Annotated in this window: 14 protein-coding genes; 8 read left to right on the forward strand and 6 right to left on the reverse strand. The window is 46.6% G+C overall.

The features are described 5' to 3' along the window. Positions 1-37: 37 nt before the first annotated feature. Positions 38-565 carry a PH domain-containing protein gene (locus tag L6466_RS00455; RefSeq protein ID WP_237813031.1) on the forward strand — a complete coding sequence of 176 codons (528 nt, stop codon included), beginning with the start codon at positions 38-40 and terminating at the stop codon, positions 563-565. Beyond that, positions 562-1,815, forward strand: coding sequence for an alpha/beta hydrolase family protein (locus tag L6466_RS00460; RefSeq protein ID WP_237813033.1), 1,254 nt, complete (start codon positions 562-564; stop codon positions 1,813-1,815). Before L6466_RS00455 ends, L6466_RS00460 begins: the two co-directional genes overlap by 4 nt. 644 nt (positions 1,816-2,459) lie before the next feature. Here the strand turns inward: L6466_RS00460 and L6466_RS00465 are convergent. After that, positions 2,460-4,238, reverse strand: a complete 1,779-nt coding sequence (locus L6466_RS00465; protein ID WP_237813034.1) for an InlB B-repeat-containing protein — start codon at positions 4,236-4,238, stop codon at positions 2,460-2,462. Between the two features lie 156 nt (positions 4,239-4,394). Between L6466_RS00465 and L6466_RS00470 the strand changes: the two genes are divergently transcribed. From L6466_RS00470 to L6466_RS00490, 5 genes are all read left to right on the forward strand, one after another. Continuing rightward, complete coding sequence (locus tag L6466_RS00470) at positions 4,395-5,075, forward strand: DUF6563 family protein (protein ID WP_237813036.1); 681 nt, start codon at positions 4,395-4,397, stop codon at positions 5,073-5,075. An 18-nt stretch (positions 5,076-5,093) separates the two neighbouring features. After that, complete coding sequence (locus L6466_RS00475) at positions 5,094-6,239, forward strand: hypothetical protein (protein ID WP_237813037.1); 1,146 nt, start codon at positions 5,094-5,096, stop codon at positions 6,237-6,239. A 438-nt stretch (positions 6,240-6,677) separates the two neighbouring features. Next, complete coding sequence (locus L6466_RS00480; protein ID WP_237793715.1) at positions 6,678-7,583, forward strand: site-specific tyrosine recombinase; 906 nt, start codon at positions 6,678-6,680, stop codon at positions 7,581-7,583. Positions 7,584-7,609: 26 nt separating this feature from the next. Further along, complete coding sequence (locus L6466_RS00485; protein WP_237793714.1) at positions 7,610-8,128, forward strand: DUF3237 domain-containing protein; 519 nt, start codon at positions 7,610-7,612, stop codon at positions 8,126-8,128. Between the two features lie 15 nt (positions 8,129-8,143). Next, the gene (locus tag L6466_RS00490; protein ID WP_143005729.1) at positions 8,144-8,971 is read left to right on the forward strand and encodes a hypothetical protein; all 828 of its coding nucleotides are present in this window, start codon (positions 8,144-8,146) and stop codon (positions 8,969-8,971) included. A 73-nt stretch (positions 8,972-9,044) separates the two neighbouring features. On the opposite strand, the gene L6466_RS00495 is transcribed toward L6466_RS00490, so the two are convergent. Then, positions 9,045-11,036, reverse strand: a complete 1,992-nt coding sequence (locus L6466_RS00495; protein ID WP_091853191.1) for a DNA topoisomerase IV subunit B — start codon at positions 11,034-11,036, stop codon at positions 9,045-9,047. Next, positions 11,036-12,190 carry an N-acetyltransferase gene (locus L6466_RS00500; protein WP_237793713.1) on the reverse strand — a complete coding sequence of 385 codons (1,155 nt, stop codon included), beginning with the start codon at positions 12,188-12,190 and terminating at the stop codon, positions 11,036-11,038. Before L6466_RS00500 ends, L6466_RS00495 begins: the two co-directional genes overlap by 1 nt. A gap of 156 nt (positions 12,191-12,346) precedes the next feature. Here L6466_RS00500 and L6466_RS00505 point away from each other — a divergent pair, with 156 nt between their 5' ends. Further along, complete coding sequence (locus L6466_RS00505; protein WP_237793712.1) at positions 12,347-13,546, forward strand: OmpA family protein; 1,200 nt, start codon at positions 12,347-12,349, stop codon at positions 13,544-13,546. 9 nt (positions 13,547-13,555) lie between these two features. On the opposite strand, the gene L6466_RS00510 is transcribed toward L6466_RS00505, so the two are convergent. Genes L6466_RS00510 through L6466_RS00520 form a run of 3 tightly spaced genes read right to left on the reverse strand, consistent with a single transcriptional unit; the run spans position 13,556 to position 17,885 of the window. Next, positions 13,556-14,731, reverse strand: coding sequence for a THUMP-like domain-containing protein (locus tag L6466_RS00510; RefSeq protein ID WP_237793711.1), 1,176 nt, complete (start codon positions 14,729-14,731; stop codon positions 13,556-13,558). Continuing rightward, complete coding sequence (locus tag L6466_RS00515; RefSeq protein ID WP_237813038.1) at positions 14,732-16,375, reverse strand: endonuclease; 1,644 nt, start codon at positions 16,373-16,375, stop codon at positions 14,732-14,734. A 7-nt stretch (positions 16,376-16,382) separates the two neighbouring features. Beyond that, entirely contained in the window at positions 16,383-17,885 is a 1,503-nt protein-coding gene (locus L6466_RS00520) for an endonuclease (RefSeq protein ID WP_237813039.1), read from the reverse strand. Positions 17,886-17,934 lie beyond the last annotated feature (49 nt).

A 17,934-nucleotide genomic window follows, 5' to 3' on the forward strand; every position in this document is an offset into this window, starting at 1 on the left:
TATACTTTTGCATTCGATACAAAAAAAGTAATTTCACATGAGTAAATTTGAACTTCACGCTTTTGATGTAAAGTTAGACAAGACAACGAAAGTCTTGACTGCTATCGTGGTTTTTACTTTGGGCTTGACAATATATTTATTGGTAAATAGGGTGATTCTGTATAGTCATAAAGAGATGTTGCCTGAAAAAATTGGGCTGGCAATAATATGTTTAACCTTGATAACGTGCATTGTGTTTAGCCCACGGAAACTTATTCTTACGAACAAAGAGCTTATAGTAAGATGTCGAGCCTATAGTAAGCATATACCTATAAAGGACATTGTTTCTTTTCATTCAGAAATTATTGACAGTTCATCAATACGATTGTTCGCTTCTGGCGGACTTGGAGGGCACTACGGACTGTTCTGGAATAGTAAATATGGAAAATTTAAAGCTTTCTTTGGTGATCGTTCATCAACGTTTACTATTAAACTAATTACAGGAGAAGTTATTGTTCTTGGATGCGAAAACAGTCAGTCGCTGATAAATGAATTAACATCAATTATAAAAAAATCTCAAAGATGAAAACACGATTTGTTCTTCCGTTTTTTTTAGTCCAATTTTTGCTGATTCCTGTTATTGTGAATGCTCAAATTCACAAAGGCGACTGGAATGGAAAACTCAAAATTGGAATACTAAAGATGTCTCTTGCTCTTCATTTAAATGATGAAAACAAGTGCACATTAGATAGCCCTGATCAGGGGGCGTTTAATATAAAAGGTAATGTAATCTATAATAAAGAAGATTCTCTTGCTTTTGCGATAGAAAGTGTAGGTGCAAGTTTTTCTGGTAGAGTGCATGAGGGAGGCAAGATACATGGTATTTTCAAGCAAAATGGAGTAAGTCTTCCGTTAGTGTTAGAACCTACGAAAAGAGAAGTCAATAGACCTCAGACTCCTTCGTTTCCGCTCCCTTATAAAACAAAGGAGATAGAATTCTCGTCTGACAATACTGATTATCAGTTTAAGGGTATTTTGTCTTATCCGGTGCCAAATGTTGAGTCTTTATCAGCAGTTCCTCTTGTAGTACTTGTTTCCGGAAGTGGATTGCAGAATTGGGATGAAGAAGTCTTTGGGCACAAGCCATTCTTAGTAATAGCTGATTATCTTGCACAGAATGGTGTTGCTTCTTTCAGGTATAATGACCGTGGGTATGGTCAAGATGTCAAACTGGAGAGAGAACCCACTACTTATGATTTCGCTGAGGATGCAGAGGCAGCTGTAAGGGCTGTTAGAAGTCTTAATGAGTTTGGAAGCATCGGTATTTTAGGTCATAGCGAGGGGGCAAGTATTGGCTTTATTCTTGCAAGTAAGGGAGAGATTGATTTTCTCATCAGTATGGCAGGAATAGGAGTGAAAGGCGACAGTGCTTTGTGTGAACAATGCAATGCAATTAATAAATTACAAGGAATTGACCGTAAAATAAGTGTTGCAGAATACAGAGCGCAACCTGAAATAAGTGCTAGTAGATGGCTGGAGACATTTTGTGATTACGATCCTCTTAAAGATATTCGGAATGCCAAATGTCCCGTTTTTGCAATCAATGGTGAAAAGGACTTACAAGTGCTGTGTAATGTTAATCTGAATGGAATAAAAGCAAACTTGCCAGACAACAAATACAGTCTCGTTAAAAGTTATTCGAACCATAATCATTTGATGCAACATTGCAATACTGGCATGCCGTCTGAGTATTATCAAATTGAAGAAACTATATCAGGGGAAGTGCTGACTGATATTGCAAATTGGATTTTCGGAATTGTAAAGAAGAATAACTGATAGACATCATGATATGACAAATGCCTTGTTTCTGTATCCTGTAGAATTCGCCCCGGAGCTACTTAAATCTGCAGGACATTTCTTTGATTCCTCTCACATGATAAGAGATGAAGTAGATCCTCGAGGGCATTTCCTGCGTTTGGAGTGAGGGTTGAGGGTAAAACGTTTTTCTTGCGAGAAACGACGAGTTACATCGAGGCAATGTACATTTGCAAGAACGCAAAGATGTTTTTGAAGTAAAAATGAATAAAAGAAAAAGTGTAGAATAAAAAAGAAATCCGCAAGCTCAGCAGAGCCTGCGGATATTTTTTTTCTAACTAGGACGATGAAGCATCTCCATTGCCTTAGGATGATCTACAGAAAGTAAATTACCTCCTACGATGTAATATGCCCTTGCATCATCTGGATAGTTTTTCAGCAACAAAACAGGTAATCTTACTATATATAGCTGAATTCATGAATTGACCCGAGTGATTTCATGAATTGAGCTCAATCGATGATTTCACTCGAGTGAGGTTTTTGGGGGTATTATAGTACTTAACCTATTTAATTTGTCATTCTTTTTTTGGTGGCAGGTTCTCAGTAGTCGATTTATTTGAAATAAGTGGCCTGTTTAGAACTCCTAAACAGGCCACTTGTATTTTTCAGAATGTCACCGCATTCTTTGTGGGTCCAACCTTAATCACGGCGTTGGCATTGAACTCGAAACTGCGTCCGAAAGTGTATTCACCACTGTCCTCATCTTCCTGAGCTTCGAAATACTGAATGCTGTCGCCTATTTTCACGCCTACCCAGAAAGCTTCGCCATAATCATCTGATACGCTGATATAGAGCGTGGTTCCTGTAGCCACCTGAATACCCTCGCTGTCGATGGCACCATAATAAGCCTGACTCTGTGAGGTTACGCGATACTCCTCGTCATCATAGAAAGCCTTGATGGTGACGTTCGCGCCGCTATTCACATCTTCGAAGGTGGCAGAAACCGTTACGTTGGCATCGGGCATCGTGAAACTGCCGTAAGCACCGTCCATCGTGACAGGGACGTTGCTGCCCTTGGAATCAGCTGCACTTACTGACTTGATTTTCTTTCCTGATGGCACAGCCACGCTGAAGTGTACGGTTTCGCCAGCTGCGTAGTAGTGTCCTCCCTCGAAAACGATGTTGGCGCCGTCAGCGCGGTGGGCTGCTACTGCTTCAGCCTTAATGGTCAGCTTGCTGGCATCTTCAGGCACATGAACCTGAGCATAATAGCCGTAACGATCCAGTCCCTCACCATAAATCACGAAAGGAGCTCTCTCACCCTTGTTGTTGATGGCAACCGAAGGCTTGAAGCCGTTGTCAGCATTGGCAAACAGATAGACATATTCACCTGGAATGGCCTTCTCCGTGGGAACACCATAATAGATATCCTTGTCAGTATAAACCTGGGCATTCTTGATATGTGCACCCTGTTCTGTTTCTACAGCGATTTTCTCCTTGAAGTCGAGTGTTATCTCCACGTCCTGCTCAGGCATGGTGAATACCACGTAGGCACGACTCTTACATTCAGGAACAACGCCCTCAATGTTGGCCGTGGCGCCTGCCAGATAGTAGTCATCCTTGGTATAGAAAGACGCTACCACCTTATCGCCACCAATAGCGCTTTCAGGAAGATTGTTGGGCTCGTAGCCCTCAGGCACCTCGGTATTAATAAAGTCCGTGTTCTTCCATGTAATCTTGCAGCGCTTATGTTGGGTGCCGTTGATGCGTAGCGTCACGTCGGCTGTTACGTCTTGATAGTTGGGGCGCACAGTCACTTTATAGACATTGTTGACTGTAGAGCGCTCAAAATAGCATCCTTCTGTGGCGCTCAGGTCCTGCCAGTCGCTATCGCCCATTTTATATTCCACCTTGTCAATGGTGTAGGCCTCTGGCGTGCGAAGGTAGCAGTCGAAGTATTGGTATTTCTTTTCTGCGCTGACGCCAAACAGTTCGATGCCCTCTTCCTGATTCTCAAGTAAGAGTGTATGACCATCGGCAGCCAGTTTCTGCTGTACGGCGTAAGCTACCACCACAGCGAAAGGTTTGCTGGGGACGGGCACTTTCAGCGTAACCTGCTGCACATTTCCTTCTGCGCCAGCAGGAAACTCGGGCATATACACCTTGTCGCCTACGTGCACGTGGATATGCTCCATGTGATAGTCGGCAAATTCTCCCATAAGGATTTCTCCAGGCGTCAGCGTCAGGGTGATGGAGTCGCCAGGGTTGAACTTCTCTCCCTGCTCAATGCCGCTAATTGTTCCAATAAAATCAGGGGTAAGGTTTGTTACTTCTGTGGCCGTGATATCGACCTTTTTTGATTCATTACTCTCGTCAGAGTCCGAACATGATGCAAGTGTGGTACAAATCATCACCACAGTTGCCAATAGATACTTTAGTTTCATCTTTTTTGATATTATCAGTAAAAACAATCTAGTTGCGTGCAAAGGTACTTCTTTTCTTGTAAACAGCCAATGATAAAGTGATTTTTTTCAATTATTCCTATGCCCTTTCAAATTTTCTTTGTATCTTTGTGCGCTTGAATAAAAATACACATAATAATGAAGAAAAATTTAATCACTTTCCTTTTAACCATCATCGCTATCAGTGCTAATGCGCAATGTAAATACTGTAACACTTACGAGGATTTCATTGCAGACCGTTGGCAAAAACTTGACACAATCTACTGCGACAGTCATAGTAAAACACGACAACTGTGGTGGGGCGGCAATGACTATAAACTGACTACAGGAGAGAAGGCTATCGACAAGATTCTGAAGAAAAAAGCCTTCGCTGTGATGAGAGATGATACGCTATATGTTAACTGTCGCAACTTGAGATATGAAAATACCCGTTTTGGTAACGGATATACTAAAGCAATGCGCATAGGTCAGCGTAGTCTGCTTTTTGTTAATAAAATAATAGGTAGTGAAGCTCAAGGCAATGTCATGAGGTCACAGTTCTTGTTTGGAGTCATTGGAAGTATGATAACAGCCAGTGAACAGATGGACCAACAAGTATGTTATGTGATTTCCTTTGGTGCTAACAGCAATGGAGAGATTGGTATTCGTCTGATAGATGATAGACTGGTAGAACAAATGATAACTGATGCCCATCATTACGATCTGTATGATGAATTCTATGCTGAAAGAGACCCAGAGAAACGTCTTTTGGCTAAGCATGTAATCCCTATTTTGGAAAAGGCAGGACTATTCTCTCAATACTTAAAGAAACAACATTAAGCTCAAACATATCAACCAATGAAAAAATACCTTCTTTTTACAATAGTAGTTACCACGATGGTAAGCTGTGCTCCTAGGGTAACATCTGAGATGCTGACAAATGACTTTCAGGCGCAACCAACAAACAAAGTCATGATCTATGGCCCAAAAGACAATGTGCCAGAAACAGCTAAAGCCATAGGTCAGGTGACAGTTGACGGAAAGAATACCTCATTAAGAAAACAATATACTAGAGCCATCGACCTTGCTGTAAAAGAGACTGCACGTAAGGGTGGAAATGTATTGGTGGTTGATAATCGTGAACTCAAGGAGAACCGTCTGAAGGGTACGATAGCCTATACAAACGAAAAGATTATCGACTCCCTGACGCTCTCTGCCTATCGTGTAAGCCAATTACAGCATATGCCCCTATCCAAAAAGCCTGCGGATGTGAAACAGATGGGCGATAAAGAGCAGCAGGAGATAGCCCAGCAACAGGAAACGACAAAGGCTGTAGAGCAGGAAGAATTAATGTCTGTCTATCTGAAGCGTGATTCCATATACAATGCCAATCCAGAGGCATATTTTGATTTGTTAAATGAGTACGATGATAAAACGGGAAGTGGAACCGTTTCTAATGGTAAGTCAGAGAAGAAGTCTCGCGGTGGTATGATAAAAGTCGGTATTGGACCTGAGTGGAATACTTCGAAAGTATATTATGAAGGTAGTAACTATTTATCGTATATTCGAGGTAATGCCGTTTCCCTGTCTGTAACGAGTACGGAAGGAAAAGCGTATGGTTTTGGATTTGATTTGTATGGAAGTATAACTGAAGCAGACATCCCTTCATATAAATATAGTAGCTATGAAAAATATGATCTGACACTTTTATATCTTGGACCAAGTGCCGTGTTTGGTGGTCATATTACGGATAGGTTACGTATGGATATTGTTGTAAGTACGGGTGTTGCCTACTTTCAGGACAATGATTATACACAGATAGGAATTGGCTTTAAATCAGCTTTGGGTCTGGAGTATATGGTGTCAAAGAATGCAGGTATAGGTTTGGATTTATTGGGGATTACCTCTATCTTTGGTAACCCAAGTGGTGCCCGACTACCTAAGGATGAGTCCTATGGCTATCAGCAACTGGGTCTCATGCTAACTGGTCGATTCCACTTCTAAGAAAATAATAATCCGCAGGCTCTGCTGAGCTTGCGGATTTCATTTTTTTATGATTCTACACTTTCTCTTTTTCTTACTTTAAAAACATCTTTGCATTCTTGCAGATGTACATTGCCTCGATGGCTGCTACAGCCTCAACGGCCAGTGAAAAAATTGTCAACGTCATAATCTTTCCCTTTCTCTAACTTTTTAATTCTTAATATGTTATCCTGTCTTTACTGTTACAGCTCCTCTCTTTGGAGCTCTGTTATCCTTTTGACGATGCAAAGGTACGACACTTTCTGATACGTTGTATCTCTTTGGTGCTATTTTCGAAAGAAAAAGTTATTTTATTTGACGCTTGTCAACACTTTGACATAGGTCAAAACAAGAGAAATACCAAATTTATTCGTTCATTTCAGAAAAAGTACGTATATTTGCAGCCTTAACAGGAAACCAATGGACGAACAGACAAGTAAAATCAGGAAGGACTATCTGCGCTACCTGCGCCTGCAGCGCAGCGTGTCGCCGAATACGTTGGAGGCGTATGCCCTCGACCTGGATAAGTTGCTTGTCTTCCTGGGTCATGAGGGGAAACGGGTGACGGATGTGGAACTGTCGGACCTGCAGACTTTTGCTGCCGGACTGCACGATGTGGGCATAGGTCCGCGCTCACAATGCCGCATACTGAGTGGGGTACGCTCGTTCTATCGCTTCCTTGTGATGGATGGCTATATGGATAACGACCCCACCGAACTGCTGGAGTCGCCTGTGCTGGGCGAACATCTGCCTGAGTTCCTGACGCCTCAGGAGGTGGACCAGTTGAAAGACTCTATCGACCTGTCAAAACCTGAGGGCCACAGAAACAGGGCTATTATCGAGGTGCTCTTCTCCTGCGGACTGCGTGTGTCGGAGCTGGTGAATCTGAAATGGTCGCAACTCTATGCCGACGAGCGCTATCTGCGTATCCTTGGCAAGGGTTCCAAGGAGCGCCTGGTGCCGATCTCTAATACAGCTCTGAGGGAGATAGAGAACTATCTGCCCTGGCGCAACTCGCTGAAGATAAAGCCTGGCGAGGAGGATTATGTCTTCCTGAACCGCCGAGGGGCACATCTCACGCGAGTGATGGTACTCATCATGCTGAAGACACAGGCCGAGGAGGCTGGCATCAAGAAAACCATCTCGCCCCACACCCTGCGCCACTCCTTTGCTACGGCGCTATTGGAAGGTGGTGCCGACCTGCGTGTCATTCAGGCTCTGCTGGGCCACGAGAGCATAGGCACCACGGAGATATACACCCACATGTCCATGCAGACCCTGCGTGACGAGGTGCTTAATCATCATCCAAGAAATATTATTCATTAATCATATCTATTAAAAAACCATTAACTATGATGACCAAGAAATTTTTGCTGACTGCCCTGATGGCTGTTTTCGCGCTGGGTATCCATGCGCAGGTTGAGGCTCCTAAAGACACACCCCAGTTGGAGTTTGCCTTGCAACTGAAGGTGACGCTGGGTGAGACCTTTGGTATCAACAATACGCAACATGGGCGTCGCACGGTGATTCCTATCACAGGTGGCACGTTTGAGGGCCCTGGTATCAAGGGTACGATTATCAGTGGCGGTGCCGACTATCAGTTGGCTAATGCCGACGGACGTACGGAGCTGGAGGCTATCTATTGTATCAAGACGGATGACGGCGTGTATATCCATGTGCGTAATCGTGGTATCATTGCCAACACCAAGGATGCCGACGGCAAGCCTTCGTTCTATTTCCGCTGTGCCCCTCAGTTTGAGGCACCTGCCGATAGTAAGTATGGCTGGCTGAACAACTCGCTGTTCCTCTGTGCTCCCTCGTTCTCGCAGGGCTTCAACGGCATAGTGCTGAATGTATGGCGTGTAAAATAAAATATTAATAAGACAATGAAAAAGTTTTTGATGACACTCGCAGCTCTCCTATGCTGCGTCATGACAACGGCAGTGTTTACCGCCTGTGGCGATGAGGATACGCCAACCACTTACAGGTATCAGGTTGCGTTGGACAAGAGAAGTAGTCAATACGTTGACCAGGTCCTCTATAACGCAACGGAAGAGAAGGAAGTGCTGGATGCGCTCAATCAGGCCATCAAGTACGACGGCACGGTGTACACGCACTATTCTGAGAAGCAGGATGACCTGATGAAAGCTGCCTGCGAGGCTGTGAAGAAGGAGTATGCGGACAAGGTGCCCAATAGTATCTATATGAAGTTCGACCTCTATCGTATTGACAGTGAGACTGGACAATCGGAGATGGCTGAGATTATCGGTTCTTACGAACTGGGGCAGGCGCTTACCAAACCTTATGTGACTTATTCTATCGTCACCAACCACGACGAGGCCTACAAGGCGCTGAAGACAAAGCAGGCTTCGCTCGATACAAAGGTTTATGAAGCCACTTTTAACACGCTGAAAACGCTGGTGGGTCTGCACACTGTGGTGACCGACACGCTTTCCTCTGGTGCCATCTCTACCAAGTATTATGACCTGCACTCTGTTTTCGAGGATCATTTCAAGGATATGTTTGGTAATCTGTATCTAGATTCTGAAAATGGCAGCAACACGATTATCAGCTATTGTGACTCTGTGGCTGACAGTCATGCCAACGATACGCTGACTGTTGAGGCTGTCGTAGCTATCCAGAAGACCAATTTCCTTACCAACGAATGTGCCGATGTATGGCGTAAGACTTTCCAGTCTAACTATCATAAATAAGTAATTGGATTTCAAAAAACAAAGTGGCCTGTCTGGGAATTCCCAAACAGGCCACTTGCTGTTTATTGTGTTTCTAGTCCATGAGGTCTTCCTCTTCCTCAGGTCTGTCTTCCTCGATAACCAGGTTGTCGATGATGAAGTTCTGGCGCTCCATGGTATTCTTACCCATGTAGTACTCCAGTAGTTTCTGCACCTGGTCAGTCTTGTGCAGGGTGACCTGTTCCAAGCGAATGTCTGGACCAATGAAGCCTGCAAACTCCTCAGGTGATATCTCGCCAAGACCTTTGAATCGGGTGATCTCTGGATCAGGACCCAACTCGCGGATGGCATTCACGCGCTCTTCCTCACTATAGCAGTAGCGCACGATGAAGTCGCCCTTCTTGCCTTTGGCATCTTCTGCAGCCAGCACCTGCTTGTTGCGAATCTTCGTGCGACGGTTGCGCACGCGGAACAGCGGCGTCTGCAGCACATAGACATGGCCCTCACGAATCAGTTCTGGGAAGAACTGCAGGAAGAAGGTGATAATAAGCAGGCGGATATGCATACCGTCCACATCGGCATCGGTAGCCACAATCACCTTATTATATCTTAGTGTGTCCATGCCTTCCTCAATGTCGAGGGCTGCCTGGAGCAAATTGAACTCCTCGTTCTCATAGACCACCTTCTTCGTCAGACCAAAGGTGTTCAGGGGTTTTCCTCGCAGAGAGAAGACGGCCTGTGTGTTCACATCACGGCTCTTGGTGATAGAACCACTGGCAGAGTCACCCTCAGTGATGAAGATGCACGACTCCTCCTTGCGGTCGTTTTTAGTGTCGCTGTAGTGGATACGACAGTCGCGCAACTTACGGTTGTGCAGGTTGGCCTTCTTTGCACGCTCACGTGCCAGTTTGGTGACACCAGCCATCGCCTTGCGCTCTTTCTCGCTCTCCTGAATCTTCTGCATCATCACCTCTGCCACATCAGCATTTTTATGCAGGTAGTTGTCCACCTCCGTCTTGATGAAGTCGCCCACATACTTGTTGATGCTTGGTGGGGCGGGATGTTCGGCATCGACCTGTGCAGGCATTGGTGCCATGGTGAGAGAACCGAGCTTAATCTTCGTCTGACTCTCGAACATCGGTTCCTCTACGTTCAGGGCGATAGCTGCCACGATACCTGTACGGATGTCGCCATACTCAAAGTTCTTTTGGAAGAATTCCTTGATAGTCTTGGCGATATGTTCCTTGAAGGCACTCTGGTGTGTACCGCCTTGCGTGGTGTGCTGACCATTGACGAAAGAGTAATACTCCTCGCCATACTGGTTGGCATGGGTGAATGCTATCTCGATGTCCTCGCCCTGCAAGTGGATGATAGGGTAGAGGGCATCAGCGCTCATGCGATCTTTCAGCAGGTCTTCCAGTCCATGGCGGCTGAGGATGCGTCGGCCATTGTACATGATGGCCAGTCCTGTGTTCAGGTAGGTATAGTTGCGGAGCATGTTCTCCACAATATCATTGTGGAACTGGTAGTTGATAAACAACGTGTTATCGGGCTCGAAGTAGATATATGTGCCGTTCTCGTCGTCGGTGGGTTCTGTGGTGTCTGTCACCAGCTTACCTTTTTCAAAGGTAGCCTTGCGCACCTGTCCGTCACGATAGGAGTGTACCTCGAAGTGGCTGCTCAGCGCGTTGACGGCTTTCACACCGACACCATTCAGACCGATAGACTTCTTAAAGGCTTTCGAGTCGTACTTACCACCCGTGTTCAGCACGCTGACGGCTTCAATCATCTTACCTTGAGGGATGCCTCGGCCATAGTCGCGCACAGAGACGCGGAGGTTGTCGTCCACATTAATCTCAATGCGGTCGCCAGCCTTCATCTTGAACTCGTCGATAGAGTTGTCGATAACTTCCTTCAGCAACACGTAGATACCGTCTTCTGCCAATGAGCCATCGCCCAGTCTACCGATATACATACCAGGACGCAGGCGGATATGCTCCGTACCGCTCAGAGTTCTGATATTATCATCATTATAATCAACGGTAGAACCGTCGACCACTGTTGTGAGGTTGTTTTCTTCTGCCATTATAGTTGCTTTTTATAACACCTGCGGCGTTTATGCTGTTCGTGATCGAAGTACATCCACTGGCTCTGTACCTTGCCATTGGTTTCCATCTCCACGTGTGTCTCGCCCCATTTGAAGCCGTACTTCTGATAGATGGGGATGAGGTCGTAGAACAGGAGGGCGTTGGCACCCTTGGCACGATATTCTGGAAGTACACCAATAAGCAGACAGTCTACAACGTCGGTCTTCTTGAACTTCAGGGCACGGATGATGTGCCACCAGCCAAAAGGCCAGAGACGGCCGTTGCGGCATTTCTGCAAAGCCTTGGTCAGCGAGGGAATGGTGATACCCACGCCGATACAGTCGTGGTTGGGTGTGTTCCAGTCCTCGATGACGCAGATCAGATCCAGTTCAATGAACTTAAAGTACATATCCACATACTCGTCTATCTGTTTCTCCGACATCTGAGAGTAACCGTAAAGGTGACCGAAGGTCTTGTTGATAACCTCGAAGACACGGTGACCATATTTCTCAGGACCGAAGATGTCCTGTTTGGTCAACTTCCTGACGTGCAGGTTGTAGCGCTCCATGGTCAGCTCTGCCACGCGTTTCATCTTTTCGGGCATGCCGCTCTCAGGTACAAAGACCTTATACTCAACGTAGTCGTTATCTTTCTCGTAGCCCTCCATCTGCTCCATCAGACGGGGATAGTATTCATAATTATACAGGGTAGCCATGGTGCCGAGCTGGTCGAAACCGTAAGTTAGCATACCCTCTGGATCCATATCCGTGAAGCCCAGCGGACCGATGATTTCCTTCATGCCCTTTTGCTTACCGTATTCCTCTACGGCATTCAGCAAGGCACGCATCACCTCTGCATCGTCAATGAGGTCCAGCCAGCCAAAACGGACGCAGGGGCGCTGCCACTGCTCGTTGTATCTGTGATTGATGATGGCAGCCACGCGACCTACTACCTTTCCGTCGCGATAAGCCAGAAAATATTCTGCCTCACAGAAATCAAAGGCCGAGTTCTTGTCACGACTCAGCGTATTCACTTCATCTCTGTACAGGTTGGGTGCATCAAATTGATTTCCACGATACAGATCATAATGCAACTGAATAAAGGTGTCTAGACCGCGCTTGTCGGTCACACGCTTAATCTCTATAGATGACATTTTTACGGTTTTTTGTTAAATAATGCACAAAGGTAGCAATTTTTCGTGATATATCAACATAAAAAAAGGATTTTTAGCAACTTTTCTTGCCATTTCAAGATTATTTATTATCTTTGCACGCAGAAATTCTAATTTTAACAACAAACCTATAGTGTAATGAAAACCAAGAACCTATTGACTGCAGCTGTAGCGCTGCTCATGGCTGGTGCCGCACAGGCTCAGACCAACACGTGGACCTCGTATTCCTTCATTGAAGCACAGGGTGGTGTACAGCTGACTTCCACCAATGCTCCTATGGACAAACTGATCACGCCTACGGCAGCTCTGTCGTTTGGCCATTATTTCACACCCGTTGTCGGTGCTCGTCTGCACGTCAACGCATGGCAGTCGAAGAGTGGTCTGGCATCTACTGGGCAGTACTACAAATGGAAGTATGTGACTCCAGATTTGGACTTGTTGGTAAACCTGACCAACCTTTTTGGCAAGGGTTCTGACCACGCCCTGAATGTGATTCTGTTGGGTGGTGTAGGTTTGAACTACGCATGGGATAATGATGAGTTGAAGGATTTGAACTTGCCTGCTAACACAATGCCTTTGGCATGGGATAAGAATCGCCTGGGTCACAACCTGCGTGCCGGTTTGCGTCTGGAGACCAATCAGGCTAAACCCTTTGGCGTGTCTCTGGAAGTTAATGCCAACTCACTGGACGACCGTTTTAACTCGAAGACCAATGATAAAGACGATTGGATGTTCACTGCTATGCTGGGCCTGAACTTCCGTTTCGGTCATAAGAAGGCAGCTCCACGCTATGTGACCAAGACTATCGAGGTGATTGACACCTTCGAGGTCGATGAGCCTATCACCATCAAGGTGAAGGAGAAGCAGCCCAAGACAAAGACTGAGACTAAGCATATGAAGATGAATGAGGCTATCTTCTTCAAGATTCGTGAGAGCGATGCCAACGCAGCCAGCGGTATTGATGAGGCTATCAAGAAGGTGGCTGAGCTGATGAAGTGCAGCGACGACGCAATGTTTACCGTTACGGGTTATGCTGATAAGGGTACTGGCTCTGCTAAGATGAATAAGAAATACGCTAAGCAGCGTGCTGACGATGTGGCTAAGAAGCTGGTTGAGCAGTACGGACTGGATGCAAAGCGCCTGAAGACCGACTCAAAGGGTGACACCGTTCAGCCTTTCGAGGAGAACGATAAGAACCGTTGTGTTATCGTGACTGGTGAGGGTACCTTCCGCATCACAACCACTGAGATGGTTGAGGTAGAGGTTGAGAAGCAGAGCACCAAGAAAGTGCAGAAGACCAAGACCCGCGAGGTGCAGATTCAGGAAGAAATCAAGTAATATATTTTCTTAGAGGTGCTGACAGATGATCAGCACCTTTTTTCCTTCTGTGAGGGTGGTAGCGAAGATATAGTCGTTGCCACCCTCACTTAGTTTCAGGCGTTTACGGAGGTCGGCAACGGACATGGGGAAATTACGTACGGAGATATTGGCCTGACGGATATCTCTCAGCGCTTGTTTCAACTCTTGTTTGTTCATCGAGGTGACAGCGGTGACGCGGAATTTCCTTCCAGGGAAATCTTCGATGACCTGGTCTGAGGCAAACAGGTGACTGTTGGGCGCCAACTGGCTAACCTCGAATGCCTGTTCTATCTCAGCAAAACAGCCAGCCTTCATGATAGAGGCATTGGGCTCGTAGAGGAAGGATGAGGGATGAGGGATGAAGGATGAAGGATGAGGGATGAGGGATGAGGGATGGTATGAGAATACGGCATCGTCGTTGACGCAATAGACGGTGAAGGGCTTTGCAGGTTGTTGTTGCATGATGATAAGCAGTTCCTTGCACTCGTTTTGTACAGAGACAATGTGTACTTCCTTGATATACTGTTCTCCCAGGTCGCTGATAGCTTTATGCCAGTCGAGCATGGGCGATAGCTTCAGCATCACCACATCAGCCTTCTGAAGCAGTTCGTCTTTGATTTCCAATACATTGGGTGTGCAGTCGCTGATGCCGTAGGTGCGTGCGCCATGATGATCCCTGCGTGCAGGGTCCATGAAAATCATGGAGACATGATCAAGGCGATGGAGCACCTCCAGTCCGTCCTCGTTAAGACACTTAGCTTTAGGTGCCAGGATCTTCATGTTGGCCGACGATATAGCAAATAACTCACTATTCCTCTCCACATAAGTCGCCTCGTCAAATGCCTCACTCATAAAATCGAAATCCACCCCGAACCCCCCAGTTAGATCCACCAGGGTCTTAGGTGATGGGTGACTGCTGCATATTCTTGCTTTATACCTCGCCGTCTGTTCGCTGGAGCATTGCTCCATATTCAGGTGAGGCGGATAAAGAATGCCGTCGAGAGCTGCCCATGAGGGCAACTTCCGACGGGCTGTCTGTCTGCCCGCAATCTGCCGGATCGCTGCGTCAAGATCTACGTCCTTGTCGCGACACCCTTTGAGTGCCAGCTGACGGATATCGGCATTGAGGTTCTGCTCGATAAAATCGCGGGTCTTATCGTTCATTTACTTCAAAATCACTTTACGGCCGTTAATGATGTAAAGACCCGTTGAGGGGTTCTGTACACGACGACCCTGCAGGTCGAAAATCTTCTTTTCCGTTGACAGGTTAATGTCCTGAATGCCTGAGGGATCGTAGATAGCCAGCGTCACCTTCACAGAGAGCATCTTGATATGATTTGCAGCAGCACCAAATGTTACGCTGTTGGCCAGTCCTGTCCATGTGTAGCCATCGATGGCGCCACCACCATTCAGGAGCAATAGTTCCTTACTGCTATCCTTGGTGACAAACTCCAGTTTCACCATCTCGCCACTGCCAGACTCCACTTTCAGTTCATTACCACCATACATACGAATCTGTTCGCTGTTGCAGTACATATTAGCACTAGACCCCAGAGAGTATGTGATAGTGATACCGTTCTCGCTACCTGTCAGCACATCTGCGCCACTGCTGGGTCTTGACCCCGTCCAGTTGACACCAAAGAAAGTGTTGTTCAGCGCAATCTCACCATCTACCGGTTTATCGCCACTACCTGCCTCGATAACATACGTAGCAGTTGTGGTGGTGCTGTACATACCATCCAGATAGGCCACAGCCTTGATGGTGGTGGTCTCTGTCAGGTTAATACCATCGGTGGTGTAGAGCGTGCTGTTGACAGAAGGCTCTGTGCCGTCGAGCGTGTAGTAGATGCTGGCACCTGTTGTGCTGCACGACAGTTTCACGTTGACACTGTTTGTATAAGTGCCGGCCATGGGCGAGAACGCAGGATCCTCTACACGGTCAGGATCGGGCGGTGTGACGGTGCCCGTGCCGTCGTAGTTGTCATAGCTGAACGCCTCTTCCTTCTTACTGCCCCATACGTACTCCTCCAGTCCAGGGTAATCTACGTATGGGTTACGGTTTCCCTGCACTTCCTGTACCGCATTGTTACGGGCTGTTTCAACAGCATCTACAGGGTCGTTTTTGGACCAGCGCATCATCATATCCATGCACCAAGTCTTCAGACCTTCGTATTTGTTGGATGAGAAGACCTGCGTGGCACTGCCTTTTGTCCAGTTGGTGAAACGGTCCTCGTAGCAGGTCACCATATAGAAATAGATACGGGCGATATCACCTTTGATCTCATCGTTGGGCTCAAACACCGTGCCAGAGTAACCAGGTGTCTTACAAGAGCCCAGTTTTGAGTAGCTGTTATTTGAAGCGTAGGTGACGTTGCCCACCTCGCCGAAAGGAAAGCTGCTACGGCGATTGTTGACGTAACAGTCTGTAGGGAGCACATGCACGATGTCCGATTTCATTGGACTTGCTTCGCTGAACCAACTCTGTGGAACGGAGTGTTCGCGGTTCCACCCAGCCCCTTCACTGGCGTTGCCGTTGCGGTCGTTCCATGTATAATTCGTCGCATTCGAATACCAGTCACGTATTTTCCCGTCAGTACGTGTGTCGGTCTTATGGTAGGCATCAATCAGTCCGTTATAGCTCACCACATCGGGGTTCTTGATAATATTAAAAAGTGCTGTTTTCAGGGCTTCGCCTTTTTTGCCATTGGCTGCCTGATAGTAAGTACCTGAGTTGTTGGGCCCTTGTGCCCAGATGCTGACGACGCATAGTATCAGCAGAAGAGTTAGTGAAAATGTTGTTTTTTTCATAATATGGTTACAAAATCAATCTTTTTCCGTTCTTGATATAGACGCCCTTTGTCAGGTTGTTGTCGTTAATGCGTCTGCCTGAAATGGTATAGGTGCCTTTGTGCTGTGTGTCATGGTTGTTGATGGATTGGATACCTGTTGGCGAGGCAACGGTAATCTTCACCTTGGCTATCTGAATGTGCTTGTTGGCATTCGCCTCCGGCCAACTGCTGGTATAGGTCGATGTGAACATCACCTCGCTGGCTTGTCCTCGCCAAGTGTTACCCTCCATCTGTCCTGTCAGTGGAATCAGTTCTTTGTCGTCGGCCTTGGCAGGAATCGTGAACTCAATACTGGTTATCTCGTTTTTGTGGGCCCTAAAGGTCAGCACGTTCTTGTTGTACAGACGGATATGCGTGGAGTCGCTATACAACTTGCTGCCCTCGATGCCATAAGAGAGGATGATATCTATGCCGTTCTGACTGGCAACCAGCGGTGTGCGGGTATAGTAATTGCGCATGTTCTTATTGCCGGTCCAATCCACGCCGAAAGTTTTCTCATTCAGGATAATCTCACAGTTGGTAGCCGGTTCTCCTTCGTTGGGCGTATCGCCACCGTAGTTGAATGCCACTTCTTTCTTGCTGCCCCAGATATAATCCTCTAGTCCGGGATAGTCAACAAAGGGGTTGCGGTTGCCCTGCAACTGATAGATGGCTTCGTTGCGGTCTATCTCTTTCTGGCTCACGGGGTCTTCCTTAGCCCATCGCATCAGCATGTCAAAAGCCCACTGCGCAAAAGGCTGGTAGCCGTCTTCGCTCTCAGCGTCAAACATGTCACTGGTCCAAGTGCCAGCCACTGGCTCATAGCAGGTGACCATATAGAAATAGATACGTGCCAGGTCGCCCTTATACTCATTGTTGGGCTCAAACACTCGTGTCTTCGAGGCGTTTGCACCCATGTATTCTTTCCATCCTGGAGTGCCGCATCCACCTTTCTTGCTTTGCTTACTAAAGCCATTAGCCGACTGCCAGTCCACCTTTGCCGAGTCTGTAATCTCGCCATAGGCATTATTCGAACGCTTATTGTTCACCGTGCCGTCTGTAGGTATTACGTGCACGATATCCGAATACATCGGTTTCACGTCCGCATAGGTCAGTCCGCTACTGTTTCTCTCCGTGGGGTTAAACCAGCTCTTGGGCATGGAGTGCTCGCGCTGGAATCCACTGACGCCCTCGATGGAGTTTTTATGTGTGGGGAAGTCAATCCTATAGCGCGAGATATCAGAATACATATCCCAGATGATGAGGCTGTCGCCCATGGGTCGTGCATCGGAAATCTTATATGCGTTCCACAAGGAGTCGTAGTGTACCACATCCGGATTCTTCAAAATCTGGTGGAGAGCCGTCTTCAGTTCAGCACCTTTCTTTCCGTTGGCTTGATAGTAGTAATAGCCCGTATTGGCAGGTGCCTGTGCATAGGCCACGCCAACAATCGTCATAATGAGTGCTAATGCAAAAAAATTTTTTTTCATACGTATGGATTTTGAAGACGATGCAAATTTAATCAATTTATCTCACATG

Origin of the sequence: Prevotella communis (assembly GCF_022024175.1) — a bacterium.
Taxonomy (GTDB): Bacteria; Bacteroidota; Bacteroidia; order Bacteroidales; family Bacteroidaceae; genus Prevotella; species Prevotella communis.

Bases quoted from the DNA above. Each gene is read 5' to 3' on its own strand.
- L6466_RS00465 (WP_237813034.1), bottom strand. From the start codon at position 4,238: ATGAAACTAAAGTATCTATTGGCAACTGTGGTGATGATTTGTACCACA.
- L6466_RS00510 (WP_237793711.1), bottom strand. From the start codon at position 14,731: ATGAACGATAAGACCCGCGATTTTATCGAGCAGAACCTCAATGCCGAT.
- L6466_RS00505 (WP_237793712.1), top strand. From the start codon at position 12,347: ATGAAAACCAAGAACCTATTGACTGCAGCTGTAGCGCTGCTCATGGCT.
- L6466_RS00490 (WP_143005729.1), top strand. From the start codon at position 8,144: ATGAAAAAGTTTTTGATGACACTCGCAGCTCTCCTATGCTGCGTCATG.
- L6466_RS00480 (WP_237793715.1), top strand. From the start codon at position 6,678: ATGGACGAACAGACAAGTAAAATCAGGAAGGACTATCTGCGCTACCTG.
- L6466_RS00495 (WP_091853191.1), bottom strand. From the start codon at position 11,036: ATGGCAGAAGAAAACAACCTCACAACAGTGGTCGACGGTTCTACCGTT.
- L6466_RS00475 (WP_237813037.1), top strand. From the start codon at position 5,094: ATGAAAAAATACCTTCTTTTTACAATAGTAGTTACCACGATGGTAAGC.
- L6466_RS00500 (WP_237793713.1), bottom strand. From the start codon at position 12,190: ATGTCATCTATAGAGATTAAGCGTGTGACCGACAAGCGCGGTCTAGAC.
- L6466_RS00515 (WP_237813038.1), bottom strand. From the start codon at position 16,375: ATGAAAAAAACAACATTTTCACTAACTCTTCTGCTGATACTATGCGTC.
- L6466_RS00460 (WP_237813033.1), top strand. From the start codon at position 562: ATGAAAACACGATTTGTTCTTCCGTTTTTTTTAGTCCAATTTTTGCTG.
- L6466_RS00520 (WP_237813039.1), bottom strand. From the start codon at position 17,885: ATGAAAAAAAATTTTTTTGCATTAGCACTCATTATGACGATTGTTGGC.
- L6466_RS00470 (WP_237813036.1), top strand. From the start codon at position 4,395: ATGAAGAAAAATTTAATCACTTTCCTTTTAACCATCATCGCTATCAGT.
- L6466_RS00485 (WP_237793714.1), top strand. From the start codon at position 7,610: ATGATGACCAAGAAATTTTTGCTGACTGCCCTGATGGCTGTTTTCGCG.
- L6466_RS00455 (WP_237813031.1), top strand. From the start codon at position 38: ATGAGTAAATTTGAACTTCACGCTTTTGATGTAAAGTTAGACAAGACA.